The sequence below is a fragment of the Anaeromonas frigoriresistens genome (assembly GCF_016820655.1).
Taxonomy (GTDB): Bacteria; Bacillota; Clostridia; order Tissierellales; family SIT17; genus Anaeromonas; species Anaeromonas frigoriresistens.
Genome location: NZ_WSFT01000004.1, coordinates 1 through 13,465, shown reverse-complemented (window position 1 = coordinate 13,465; position 13,465 = coordinate 1). Strand labels below are relative to the sequence as shown.

Genomic DNA, 13,465 nt, shown 5'->3' with positions numbered 1-13,465 from the left:
CTTAATATATCTATTATTTACCTTTATTTTCTTAGAATTTTATATAACTAAAAACTCACTATGTCAGACATAGTGAGTTTTTTAAACAGTTATGCATTTACTGCATTTGCTATTATCTTTTCACTTAGGTTAGATGGTACTTCTTCATATCTAGCAAACTCCATCACAAAACTTCCTCTTGCTTGAGTCATTGATTTTAAATCAATTGTATATTTAAACATTTCTGATTGAGGTGCTTCTGCTATTACCAATTGAGTTCCATCTTGTTGAGGTTCCATACCTAGTATCCTACCTCTTCTTTTATTCATATCTCCCATTATGTCTCCCATATATTCATCGGGTATTGTTATTTCTACTTTCATAATAGGTTCTAATAGCACAGGTTTAGCTTCTTTTAGTCCTTTTTTAAAGGCTAGTGATGCAGCTATTTTAAATGCCATTTCACTAGAGTCTACTGGATGATAAGAACCATCTAATAAAGTAGCCCTTAAGTTTACAACTGGATATCCTGCTAATACTCCTTTAGATATAGCCTCTCTTAATCCTTTCTCAACTGCAGGAATATATTGTCTTGGAACTGAACCTCCAAAAACTTCTTCTTTAAACTCAAATTCATCAGTTGAAGATTCAAATTTAATGATAACATCGCCATATTGTCCTGCTCCACCGGATTGCTTTTTATGTTTCCCTTGTACAGTGCAATCCCCCTTTATAGTTTCTCTATAAGCTATCTTTGGATCTGACAAATCTATATTTACTCCAAAAACATTTTTAAGTTTAGTCTTTATTACATCTAACTGAGTGATTCCCTGACCACCTATTAAAAGTTCCTTAGTCTCGTTATTTCTTGTAACACTAAAGGTTTTATCTTCATCTAACAATTTGTGTAATGCTGGGCCAATTTTTTCCTCATCATTCTTAGTAACAGGTTTTCCAGCCATGAATAGAGTCGGCTCTGGGAATGGAATCGGTCTATATTTAATAGGATTATTTTTATCACATAATGTATCTCCTGTATGAGTATTATTAAGCTTTGAAACTGCACCAATATCTCCTGCTTGTAATTCATTTACTTCTATTTGTTCCTTACCTCTCAATAGGAATAAATGCCCTATTCTTTCCATCTCATCGGTATTAGGATTGTATACTTCATCTTCTTTTCTAATAACTCCAGATCTTACTTGAAATAATGAAATTTTCCCTATATATGGATCTGCTATTGTCTTAAATATTATTGCAGAAAATGGATCAGTTGGTTCAATGTTTCTTTCTATTTTCTCTTCAGTATTAGGGTTTATACCGTGGGGTTTTTGTAAATCTTTTGGTGAAGGTAGATAATCCCACATCATATCTAACAATGTTTCAGTTCCTACATTTAGATTTGAAGAACCACATAATACTGGTATTAGTTTTCCTTCTATAACACCATTTCTAAGGGCCTTATGAATCTCTTCCTCTGTAAACTCTTCTCCCTCAAAATATTTCTCTAATAACTCATCATCACTTTCTGCTACAGATTCTATTAGCATATCCCTATAATTGCCCATTTTCACCTCTTTTTCAGGCCATATCTCAGCATCCTTACAAGTCTTACCATCATAAATTCTTGCTTTCATATCTACAATATTAACAAAGCCTTTAAAATCTCCTTCTTTTCCTATTGGAATGTGGAATGGAATTATAGCCTTTCCAAATTTTTCTCTTAATTCATTTACTAATTTATCATAATTAATATTTTCTTTATCCATCTTGTTTATATATAAAATAGTAGGTATATCTCTCTTTCTAGTGAGTGTCCAAGCTTTCTCTGTTCCTACTTCAATTCCTGATGATGCATCTACTACTATTACGGCTCCTCTTGCTACTCTTAATGCACTATGAACTTCTCCTACAAAATCAAAATATCCTGGTGTATCTAAAATATTATACTTATGCTCTTTCCATTCTATTGGAATTAAAGAAGTGTAAATAGATACTTGTCTTGATTTCTCTTCCTTATCATAATCGGATAAAGTATTTCCATCTTCAACTTTACCACATCTTTTAATTAAACCTGCAGTCATTAACATCGTTTCTGTTAAAGTAGTTTTGCCACTGCCGTGGTGACCCAAAAAAGCTATATTTCTAATTTTATCGGCATTATAGTTATTCATAGACTATTCCCCCTCAACTAGAGTTTGATTTTTGATTTTTCAGATTATTTATAATATTCTACATTTAATCCTATTTCCCTTCTTTATAATATTGATTTTTTTAGATTTTTATTCCTTTTTACAATTATTTACCATCCACTAGTAAAAATATTCATAAATATCTGTATATTTAAAATTTTATGATATAATTGTTTTGTATATGTAGACAAAATTTAAGGGGGTATCTTTGAATGGTAAGATTTAGAGATGAAATCAAGGATTTGAAGGCATATAAGCCTGGAAAACCTATTGAAGATGTTAAGAGAGAGTATGGTTTAACAGAAGTAGTTAAGCTTGCCTCAAATGAAAATCCAATGGGTACATCACCAAAGGTAATTAACAAATTAAAAGAAACCATTGATACATTAGCTATTTATCCAGATGGCAATGCCACATTATTAAAAGAAGCATTAGCTCAGAAGTTACAATTAAAACCAACTCAAATATTACCTAGTAGTGGTTCCGATGAAATGGTGGATATGATATCAAAAACCTTTGTAAGTAATGGTGATGAAGTTATAATGGCAGACATTACTTTTCCAAGATACATAACAACAACTAAAATGATGGGGGGTATACCTGTTGTTGTTCCACTAAAGGATTGGACATATGACTTAGATGGAATGCTTGATAGGATAAATGAAAAGACCAAAATAATATGGTTGTGTAACCCTAATAACCCCACAGGAACAATGTTCTCAGAAGATAAACTTTTAAACTTTCTTAATAAGGTCCCAGAAGATATAGTTGTAGTTTATGATGAAGCTTATAGAGAGTATGTAACCTCCCCAAATTATCCCAAAGAATCTATTAAGTTATTAGATGATTATTCTAATTTAATAATTATGAGAACCTTCTCTAAAATGTATGGATTAGCCGCTTTAAGAGTGGGTTATACTATGTCATCAGAAGATATAATAGATAATATTAATAAAATAAGAGGTCCTTTTAATGTTAATATGATAGCTCAAATAGCAGCAATAGAGGCATTAGAAGATAATGAATTCGTAGAAAATTGCTATAACATCAATAAAGAAGGTAAGGAATATCTATACTCCCAATTTGATGATATGGATTTAGAGTATGCACCTTCTGAAACTAATCATATTTTTGTTAATGTCGAAAATGATAGCAATGATATCTTTGTGGAGTTACAAAAAAGGGGTATGATAATTAGACCTATTACTGGTACTTGGATAAGAGTAACTATAGGTACCATGGAACAAAACAAACTATTTATAAAACTATTAAAAGAAGTGCTCAATTTCCAAACTGCTGAATAATAAAAATAACTAGGCCAAGGCCTAGTTATTTTTATTATTAGCAATCTAATTCAGAGGCTACAACTGTTGCAGGAATTTCAACTTGTCTTTTTTGAAGAACCTTGATTGTAAGTTCAAGAACTGTTTTTTCTTCTATTTCCATAAATTCTTTCTCTTCAAAAGGTACCTCTCCATAATATGGCTTTCTTCTATTTAGATACTCATTGAAATCTACTATTCTACTTCTTATTAACTCACAATAAGGTAGTTCATTGAAGAACTCTTGACTAAGTTGATTAAATTCCGAAAGATCTCCAGATAATAATTTATCTTTATCAGCAAATCCAGGTCCACTTATATCCTCTTGTCTGAAATATTCAAATTCTTGCCTATTGTTATTAATAACCGGTGCTGGAGCAGTACCATTAAATGTTAATGATGTTGTACAGCTAAAAGGTACATCCACTGTACAATGTTTTAAATCTCCACATATACCTATACTATTAGAACAGTCTCTAGTAGAATAATCTATATTTTTTCTAATAAATCCCTTTATAAATAATACATTTGTGTTTTGAAGTAACAAACATTGAGTTACCTTTACTCTTTTCTTTATATCTTTTATTTCTATTGCTGGTTCTGGGAGATCTATTATAGAATCTAGATTAACTTGTAGAGTCAGTTCAGCTAATACTACAGGAATTTTAGCTACTACTCCTCTTGTTATTCCATCCACTGTTACTGGATTATTATCACATTCTGTAAGTGTATCAGATCTTATACCATTAACCTCTACACATTTAGTTTTTCCACATTTATTATTTTTTTGTTCATGATTATTATAAACTATTGAAACATCTTTTTTATTTTTATACACAATATAACCCCCTTGAATCTATAGAAAATGTCCTTCTGTCCATTTCCTAATACATACTATTCATCTATTAATTATTAGTTACTAATAATAGCTAAATAGCATAATTCAAGAGGGTTTAAATTTAATATTTACTTAGCAGCTAAGTTAAAACTGTTTTCACCAAGGAACTTTGCTTCATCAAATTCCCCTTCTTTTTTGGATACTATTAAAGTACACACAGCATCTCCAGTTATATTTACAGCTGTTCTTGTCATATCAAGAAGTCTGTCTATTCCCATTATAAGTCCTATACCTTCTATCGGTATATTTACTGATTGTAATACCATAGATAGCATTATCAGACCAACACCAGGTACCCCTGCTGTACCTATAGATGCTAAGGTAGCAGTAAGTATAACTGTTAGAAGTTGTGCAAATGTCAATTCAATACCGTATACTTGGGCAATAAATATTGTAGCAACCCCTTGCATTATTGCAGTACCATCCATGTTAATTGTAGCTCCTAATGGTAATGTAAATGATGCTATACTTTTAGATACACCCAGATTTTCTTCTGCAACTTCTATAGTCACTGGTAAAGTACCACTACTACTTGCTGTTGAAAATGCAACTGACATTGCTGGTGCGAAGTTTCTAAAGAATCTAATTGGACTTAATCCAGTAAATACTTTTAATATACTACCATATGTCAGTACTGCATGAAGTATTAATACTCCAAATACAGTAAAGAAATATGCTGCTAGAGGCCTAATAGCCGCTAATCCCTCAGTAGCAAAAGTTCTTGCTATCAGGGCAAATACCCCGTAAGGAGCTATTAACATTATAAATGATACAATTTTCATCATCAAATCATTTAGTTGTGAGAATAGATCCACTACATGGTTTACCTTTGAACCTAATGCTGATAAACCTACACCTACTAATAATGCAAATACTATAATCTGAAGCATATTAGCATTAGCCATAGCTGATACAGGATTAGATGGAACCATATCAACTAATACATCCACTAATGGTACAGATTCATTAATACTAACTTCCTTCTCTACTACTGATGATAAATCCAAGCTACCTGCTTGCCCTGGATCAACCACTGATGCTATAGCTAATGCTAAAGTAATAGCTACTGCAGTAGTTACTAGATAGAATAATACTGTTCTTCCCCCAATACGACCTAACTTCTTTATATCTCCTATATTTGCAGCCCCATTAACTAATGATATAAATACTAAAGGTACTACTAGCATCTTTATGCCCTTTAGGAATATTTGTCCTACTAAGTAGAATAAACCATCTACTATTAGTGTATCTCTTACAAAACTTGATGGTATAAAATAAAGTAAAATACCTGCTGCAAAACCTAGACCCAAGCCTATAAGAATTTTGATCGTAAGACTTATTTTTTTCTTTTCCACACACACTCCCCCTTAAAAATAATATTGTTACAAAATATTAACATTCAATAATATATACTCTCTATTATACCAAAAATATAGCTATTGTCAATTAATTTTCTGAATATTTAATATGCTAATTTTTTCTATAATTATCTTTAATTATTGTAGTTCTAATCTTTTCCTTTGACTTAATACCAAAAAAAATGTATAATATAGATTAGTGATAATAGTTATCATTTAGGATGAGTTATCATGTCATGATACTCTCTACTTATATATAATTTGATAGATGGGAGGTTTGATTAATGTTATTGATGAATTTACAACTTTTTGCTCATAAAAAAGCTGGTGGTAGTACTAAAAATGGTCGTGATAGTGAGTCAAAAAGATTAGGTGTAAAAAGAGCTGATGGACAATATGTTCTAAGTGGAAATATACTAGTAAGACAAAGGGGAACAAAGATTCATTCCGGTACAAATGTTAAAAGAGGTGGCGATGATACCTTATTTGCAGTAGCAAATGGAATCGTAAAATTTGAGAGAATGGGTAAAAAAAGAAAAAAAGTTAGTGTTTATCCTGAATCAGAATTATTAGAAGCTAATTAATATTTAAGAGGTGGTCAATTAATAAAATTGACCACCTCTTTTTAAATACCAGTACTTCCTATTCCTCCTAATCTTTCTTCTGTAGCTGTATCATTGTCTGCTACAAGATACTTTAGGAAGACTCCCTGAGCAATTCTTTCATTTATATTTATATTCACTTCTTCTTCTGAAATATTAGTTATAGCTATACCAATATTCCCATCATTAGAAACATTAGAATAATAGTCTTTATCAATTATTCCAGTTCCATTAGATAGAATTAAACCTTTCTTTATACCAATAGAACTTCTAATGTATAGCTTTAATACTTCATCCCTTTGCATATAAGCCTTTATATCTGTCCATACTACCTTCTTCTCATTAGGCTTTAAGGTAAATGCTTCAGGGGTATAAAAGTCATACCCTGCTGATTCTTTACTTCCTCTTACTGGTAAATTAATTTTTTTATCTATATGTTTTCTATATTCATATTTGACTACTTCAAATCCTCTTGTTTTCAATATAATTCCTCCACTATCTTATTGGACATACTCCTGTGTCACAGCTTTCGTCTCCTATATCAAATTCTGTTTGCTGTTTTTCGTATTTTCCTAATAAAGATGGTACAAAAGGTTTCATTTCTTCAACTCTCCTATGATACTCTTCTTCATCTATAGCTTCATAGGGTAATAATTCATAGAAATTATCATCTAATGATAGAAATGAAAGAGCTACTACATCATCCCAATTATTCCATACCCATTCTTCTACACTTTCCCATTCATTCTCTCTAACATGTACAGTTATTGAGCAATTATGATCCACATAATTTTCCATAAATAATTTGTAATTTTCTAATTGTTCAATAGCTGATACATCATATTTAGTTTTACCTATTGGAGATTTCACTGGAAATTCTATAACTTTTGTAGTACATGTATCTAAGTCTTGCCCTACTTCAGCGTGGATAGGATATTCTAATTCTTCACATACTTTAACTAGTGGATCATCACTATTAATTCTTATTCGTCTAATGTAATAAGGAGAATGAGAATAATGGACACCACTGGATACAGTAGGTAATTGACTCAAAGTTCCCTCGGGTTTAACTGTAGTAACTAATAATGGTTCATTTTCTCCTATATCTTGAGCATATTCACTAGCAGCTTCATTAGCAGCAGTTCTTAATTCTTTTAATACTTTAGCTTGCTCTTCTCTATCTATACCTGTAGCATTCACCATATCTTGCCACCCAGTAAGAGAACAACCTACTAGTTTGTCTCTCTGTTGAACTTGGTTCCACTTTGGTAGTTCTAATTCAACACAAGTCATTCTATATCCTGCTCTAGCAGATAACCTTTGAGCATTCTTTAACCCTTCTAAATCTAATGTTCCATCTTCCTTTACAAATGAATATACATTAATTGTAGTTAGATTGCATAAACCTTTAGAGTCCAGTAGTATTTCTCCACAAGGATTAACTCCATTCATATTTGGTCTTCTCTTAGCACCTGCTACTTCATTAACCCATCCTGGTTCTCCTGAGTATCTCATTCTTTCTATCTGCCAATGTAGTCTTTCTCTGCTTGGTTTTTCTCTGTAATAGATTGAGTTATTACTCATTTGTCTATGAATAATATCCTTATCAACTATCCATTGTCCATCTATTTGCTTATATAGATTTGTTTTAGCATCAATAGCTTCTTTATCCTCAGCATCAACTAATACGATTTCTGCAGTACGTCTTACTCCACCAACTACTACATTTTCGCCTATAATATTAGCTATATCTAAACAATCTATTGGTCTAAGTTTTATCCTTCTACTTTCATTTATAATACCATTTTTCATGATAACTTTATGTATCTTTTGGAACATATTTTTAAGACTTGAATGTCCGCTGGCAGTACCACCGAAAGTTTTAAGTTTTTCACCTTTAGGTCTTACATTATCATAATTTACAATTACAGTAGTAATATTTCTATATTCATTACTTGAAATTATCTTAAAGTAATAGTCTAACCCTTGTACCCATCCTTCTTTACTATCTCCAACAGTAATTTTAGCAGTATCATTATGGAAGAATTCAATACTGGTACTATCTTCTCTTTCTGGTTTCTCTATAGGTGTATAATCTTCATGTATAAGCTCATAATTTGTTCTAACTTTAGGAAGTAATTTCACATCATCTCTAAGAATTCTTACTCCAACTCCAGAACCTACCATTAATAAATAGAATAAATCTCTAAAGGCTTCAAAGCTATCTATTACTTGAAAAGAACAGTTATAATTAGCCATTGGATAATGCTTAGCTACCGGGGTATTTCCTACCCAAAAGGTTCTTCCTGATAAAAACTGTCTTAAATTATATATATTATCAAAAAGCTTTTCTGCTTCCTCCCTTGTAGTAGGTACTAAACTACAATTATATTCTACAGCTCGTCTTACAGTTTCCCACCAATATTCTCTTCTACCTTCTTCTGGTATCCATCTAGAATATGTTCTATAATATATGAACTCTCCTAATTGTTTCATTGGTGAAGGCTTATGTTTATAGTTACTTATAAATTCATCTGACAATAAACGAACTTCTTTTTTCTTAGATGCTCGTCTCTTATTTTTCTCGAATCTATATATTATGTATCTTCTCGCTACATCTTTTCTATTACTAGACATTAGTTCTTCTTCAACCATATCTTGAATGTCTTCTACATATACATTCATATCTTTCTTAACTAATATCTCTTTTACAGCTTCTGTTATCTCGTGACTAAGATTTTTATCTACACCTTTTTTTGTTTCTGTCATTGCTTTTTCGATTGCATTTTTAATCTTAATAGGATTAAAAGGCACCAAAGATTTATCTCTTTTCATTACATTTATCATTGATGAAGTCCTCCCTCATAGTTTGATTCTAATAAATAATACCCAATATCATGGAACAAAAACAAAATATACACAATATTTTGTGTATATTTTTTATTCACCCTCAATATATAGTTATTTTATCATGCTGATACATCTTTAGCAATAGAATTTTATTCTTAATTTTATTCTTTTTCTAAAGCGCCTTCTGTGTATCTATTAGCTGCATTCCATAATATCCATTCCTCTAATCCTGCATCATAAGTAGCTTTTATTTGCGCTCTTACCTCTTTAGGTCCATAGGTAATATAGTTGCTACCATAAGCCTTTTTAAGCCATGGAGCTGAAAAATCTTGTAACCATGGTCTAATGGTTGCTCTTTGATCTTCTGGTATAACACTTAACCTTTTAACAGCATCCTCCATAGCTCTATTTACTATTTCATAAGGCTTTGTATCGGGATATTTAACCCCATAAAAACCTAATCCATAATGAGAAGGATATACCATTGGACTTAAGATATCTGTATTTTCTCCTAAAGATTCTAACTGTTGACCTATTGTAGAATCTCCCTTAACACTAATTATATCACCAAATACATCTGCTGAAACATAAACTCCTTTTTTATGTAACCTTTCTCTTGCATAACTAAGGAATCCTGATATAGCTTCAGCTTTGGTTTTATCTTTACCTACTTGTCCATAGTCTATGTTGTCTCTATTTCCATCAGTAGGAAACCTTACATAATCAAATTGAATTTCTTTGAATCCCATTGTGGCTGCTTCTTCTGCTAATTGTATTGGATATTCCCACGATTCTTCATTATAAGGATTTAACCAAGCATTTCCTTTATTGTCTTTCCATATTCCTCCATTTTTATCCTTTATCGCTAAATCCGGTCTGTCAAAACCTATTATCTTATCCTTAAATGTAACTATTCTAGCTATAGGATAAACATCATTATCGATAATTTCTTTCATTCTATCAGTAAATAACTCTGTATTAGAAACTTTAACAACATCGTTTGCTCCTGCTGCAATGGCTAATGGAACTTGAGATTCATAAGTTAATACTCCGCCATCATCCTTTACATCTATTACCATTGAATTTATCTCTGTTTGTTGAGCAATTTCTAGTAATTCATTATACTTACTTGGATGTCCAAATGAGTTTCCCGTTACAAAAATTGCTTTAACCTTTTCTTTTATTTTATATACTCCCCAGTCAGTAGCAGGTTGAGATAAGTAATGATTATTTCTTGCTTCAACGGTATTGTTTTTTTCAGCTATAACTATACTGGGCATGAAGGTTAATAACATGCTACTACACATTCCAATAATTATTGAACTTGAAAATAGTTTTCTTCTTAAGTTATTCATTATTCCTCCCCTTTACTTTAGTAAATAATATTTAATATATCCTTTAAAGTTTCTTCAGCATATTCACCTTTTCTATATTTTCTTTTTGCTACAATAATCTTAGGTTGATTTCCTGAATTAACAATATTTTTAATCTCTTTTGGATATTCCACAAAAGAACCTAGTTCATTAAACTCTTCATCATAGATTACAAATGTAGGTATTCTAATTCCTCCTGCAACTGAATGTTTTTTAAAAACCTCTTCATATCCTTCCTTTGGTACTATAGCAATATCTATGTTTTCATTATAATCTTTCATCTTTCTTAATACAGGAACATTTATCATACAATCTGGACACCATATCTCTGCACAGGCTAATATATTTATTTTCTTATTTATATTTTTTATTCTATTAATTAACTCTTCACTAAATTCTATACTTTTATATATTTCTATGGTTTTTTCTTTGTAGGTATCTCCATCATTATTAACAAATTCTTCAAAAGAAATTCCATCATTAAAAATTTCAAATAAACTCATACATGTCCCCCCTTACTTTTAGGTTATTCTCTTAATATCAAAAAAATACCTTCTTAATCATACTCCGTAATTCTGATTATATTATATATACCCTTTAAATACAACTTGTATTAAGTGGGAAAGAAGTACTTGTTTATACAGTTAATTATTGAACTTAATCTATTAAATTTAGACACTCTTCCTTTCATATACCCAAATTTAAAGAGGACAAAAGTCCTCTTTAATAATTAATTTTTATTTAATTTTCAACTCAATTTTCTCTTTATTAGATATCAGATATCCAGGGAATTCAATAATAAAATCATAATATTCTTTTTTATCTACTATAAATCCAGTATTAGTATATTTTATCTCTTTTCCACTTTCATCAGTTTCTATATAGTCACTCCATTCAGTATATCCATTGTTATTTAATAGTCCCATATTTTGAACTTCTAATACTTCTTCTGATGATTTAAATATCATATGGAGTTTTCCATTATCTTGCCATGTAAGTTCTTTTATTAATATTTCCTCTCCCATATATTCTATAGTCTTAGGATATTCCTCTTCTAAAGATAATCTAAATTTTCTACCTTCCTCTGTACCTATTCGTATTCCATCAAAACAAAAATACAATGCTTCTAATGTTTTTTCAAAATATACAGATGGAACAAAATACATTACCATATTGTCAGCTCCTGAACTAAGACTAGTCAAGCCTTCAGGTTTATATATGTTTCCTTTACTATCCTTTATATGAGGATTATCAAAACCTGTAATAAAGTATTTATCATTCATATTAAACTTTAAGTCTAGTCTCATCCTAGTAGGACTTACATTTAATTTATTAATATTAATAATACCTTGTTCAAACTCATACTTATGATTTAGATTATACTTTTTAGATAGTTTTATATTCTCTTTTTTTATAGGTATTTTTATATTTTTAAATTCTTTAATTATTTCTTTTCCTACTTGAATTTTAATATCTAAATTTAAATGTTTAGGATTATTTTTTAAAAATTCTTCTACTTCTCCTATTTTTCTAAAGATATTTTCTACTTCACTACCTACAAACTTATCTCTAATTGGAGTATATGATACTGAATATCCTTCAAAATCTGTAAAGTTAAATTCTAGATGAATAGCATCTCTATTAGGGTTAATGTTTAACTTATCTTCTTCATTAGTAAAATTTTCTTCCCTATCTGGTAACGTATCACTTACTCCTCTTATCCCTTTATCATTTTTATATTTTTTCTCTAACACATCAACTGCGACCCCTTCGAGGATGGAGGTAAAGCTAATTCTATCTTCATCCATATAAATATCATCTAAGGTTATAATATATCCATCCTCTTCTATCGTAACCGCTGGTATTTCTTTATATCCATGTTCTACTGCATTTTCTATCCCTTTATCTCCTCTTATTAACTCTACAATAGGTTCTAGAATTGAAATCTCTGCAGCATATATACCTATATCACTAAATCTTATTAATCCAAAAAATATAATTACACAGCACAACCCTGATACTAAAATATTTCTTTTATATTTCTTTTTAGGCTTCAATTGATCAATTCTACTATCTATTTTCTCATCTAATTCTTTAGGGATTCTTATTTGATCTTTTTTAGATTTTTCTATAAAATCATCTAATTTCTCAAATTCGTATTCTTTCATTTCTAAACCTCCCTTATTTCTAATCTAGTTTTCATTTTCTTTAGATTATTATATATTTTACTTTTAACTGTACCTTCAGGTAAGCTTACTATCTCAGATATCTCCAGTAATGTATATCCTAAATAATACTTCATATATATTAAAGACCTCTCTAGTTCTGGTAATTCTTTAAGAAGAGCCTCTATATCTAGTTTATCATCCTTGTTATCTTTAATATCTTCTTTATATATTTCATCTGCCACATAGATTACTCTATTTTTTTGGGTAATTTGTTTTTTACATTCATTTATTACTATTCTTATAAACCAAGTTTTGAAATACTTTGGATGTTTTAATTTCTTTATATTATTATAGGCTTTCTCTATAGCATCACAAACTGCATCCATGCTATCTTCTTCATTATGTAAATAACAATAGGCAACTCTATAGGCTTGATCTTTAACTTCTTGAATTATTTTAGAGAAACTGTCTTTATCTCCTTTTTTAGCTTTTTTAACCAAAATATCCTGCATATCCTACTCCCCTTTCATGTATTAGACTAATAAGTATGGAAAATAGTTTAAATTTTTTTAAAGTCATTAAAAATTATTACTAATATAATATATCACAACAAAAAACCACTATATCTATTAATAGATATAGTGGTTTAAAATAAACATGAAAAAACCAGCAACGTCCTACTCTCCCAGGCAGTCTCCCACCAAGTACCATCAGCGCTGAAGG

11 protein-coding genes are annotated in these 13,465 nt (G+C 30.2%); 2 read left to right on the top strand and 9 right to left on the bottom strand.

Going from position 1 to position 13,465, the window contains the following annotated elements; translation table 11 throughout:
• Positions 1-89: 89 nt before the first annotated feature.
• The gene (fusA, locus tag GOQ27_RS00130) at positions 90-2,153 is read right to left on the bottom strand and encodes an elongation factor G (protein WP_203364776.1); all 2,064 of its coding nucleotides are present in this window, start codon (positions 2,151-2,153) and stop codon (positions 90-92) included.
• A gap of 230 nt (positions 2,154-2,383) precedes the next feature.
• On the opposite strand from fusA, the gene hisC reads away from it, so the two are divergent.
• Positions 2,384-3,475: a histidinol-phosphate transaminase gene (gene hisC / locus GOQ27_RS00125; protein ID WP_203364775.1), complete on the top strand. Its 1,092-nt coding sequence runs from the start codon at positions 2,384-2,386 to the stop codon at positions 3,473-3,475.
• A gap of 37 nt (positions 3,476-3,512) precedes the next feature.
• Here hisC and GOQ27_RS00120 read toward each other — a convergent pair whose 3' ends face one another.
• Positions 3,513-4,331, bottom strand: coding sequence for a CsxC family protein (locus GOQ27_RS00120; RefSeq protein WP_207751235.1), 819 nt, complete (start codon positions 4,329-4,331; stop codon positions 3,513-3,515).
• A 128-nt stretch (positions 4,332-4,459) separates the two neighbouring features.
• On the bottom strand, positions 4,460-5,746 hold the full coding sequence (locus GOQ27_RS00115; protein WP_350445861.1) for a dicarboxylate/amino acid:cation symporter: 1,287 nt from the start codon (positions 5,744-5,746) through the stop codon (positions 4,460-4,462).
• Positions 5,747-6,033: 287 nt separating this feature from the next.
• Between GOQ27_RS00115 and rpmA the strand changes: the two genes are divergently transcribed.
• Positions 6,034-6,333, top strand: a complete 300-nt coding sequence (gene rpmA / locus GOQ27_RS00110; RefSeq protein WP_203364773.1) for a 50S ribosomal protein L27 — start codon at positions 6,034-6,036, stop codon at positions 6,331-6,333.
• A gap of 41 nt (positions 6,334-6,374) precedes the next feature.
• Here the strand turns inward: rpmA and GOQ27_RS00105 are convergent, their stop codons facing one another.
• From GOQ27_RS00105 to GOQ27_RS00080, 6 genes are all read right to left on the bottom strand, one after another.
• On the bottom strand, positions 6,375-6,833 hold the full coding sequence (locus tag GOQ27_RS00105; protein WP_207751234.1) for a dCTP deaminase/dUTPase family protein: 459 nt from the start codon (positions 6,831-6,833) through the stop codon (positions 6,375-6,377).
• Positions 6,834-6,846: 13 nt separating this feature from the next.
• On the bottom strand, positions 6,847-9,198 hold the full coding sequence (gene nrdJ / locus GOQ27_RS00100) for a ribonucleoside-triphosphate reductase, adenosylcobalamin-dependent (protein ID WP_203364772.1): 2,352 nt from the start codon (positions 9,196-9,198) through the stop codon (positions 6,847-6,849).
• Positions 9,199-9,362: 164 nt separating this feature from the next.
• Complete coding sequence (locus GOQ27_RS00095) at positions 9,363-10,556, bottom strand: putative glycoside hydrolase (protein ID WP_203364771.1); 1,194 nt, start codon at positions 10,554-10,556, stop codon at positions 9,363-9,365.
• A gap of 17 nt (positions 10,557-10,573) precedes the next feature.
• A complete protein-coding gene (locus tag GOQ27_RS00090) occupies positions 10,574-11,077 on the bottom strand; it encodes a thioredoxin family protein (RefSeq protein ID WP_203364770.1) in 504 nt (167 codons plus the stop codon).
• Positions 11,078-11,311: 234 nt separating this feature from the next.
• A complete protein-coding gene (locus tag GOQ27_RS00085) occupies positions 11,312-12,742 on the bottom strand; it encodes a DUF4179 domain-containing protein (protein WP_203364769.1) in 1,431 nt (476 codons plus the stop codon).
• 2 nt (positions 12,743-12,744) lie between these two features.
• On the bottom strand, positions 12,745-13,254 hold the full coding sequence (locus GOQ27_RS00080; protein WP_203364768.1) for a sigma-70 family RNA polymerase sigma factor: 510 nt from the start codon (positions 13,252-13,254) through the stop codon (positions 12,745-12,747).
• Positions 13,255-13,465 lie beyond the last annotated feature (211 nt).

Excerpts from the sequence above, each read along its gene's own strand:
- rpmA (WP_203364773.1), top strand. The coding sequence starts at position 6,034 with ATGTTATTGATGAATTTACAACTTTTTGCTCATAAAAAAGCTGGTGGT.
- fusA (WP_203364776.1), bottom strand. The coding sequence starts at position 2,153 with ATGAATAACTATAATGCCGATAAAATTAGAAATATAGCTTTTTTGGGT.
- hisC (WP_203364775.1), top strand. The coding sequence starts at position 2,384 with ATGGTAAGATTTAGAGATGAAATCAAGGATTTGAAGGCATATAAGCCT.
- GOQ27_RS00090 (WP_203364770.1), bottom strand. The coding sequence starts at position 11,077 with ATGAGTTTATTTGAAATTTTTAATGATGGAATTTCTTTTGAAGAATTT.
- GOQ27_RS00085 (WP_203364769.1), bottom strand. The coding sequence starts at position 12,742 with ATGAAAGAATACGAATTTGAGAAATTAGATGATTTTATAGAAAAATCT.
- GOQ27_RS00080 (WP_203364768.1), bottom strand. The coding sequence starts at position 13,254 with ATGCAGGATATTTTGGTTAAAAAAGCTAAAAAAGGAGATAAAGACAGT.
- GOQ27_RS00095 (WP_203364771.1), bottom strand. The coding sequence starts at position 10,556 with ATGAATAACTTAAGAAGAAAACTATTTTCAAGTTCAATAATTATTGGA.
- nrdJ (WP_203364772.1), bottom strand. The coding sequence starts at position 9,198 with ATGATAAATGTAATGAAAAGAGATAAATCTTTGGTGCCTTTTAATCCT.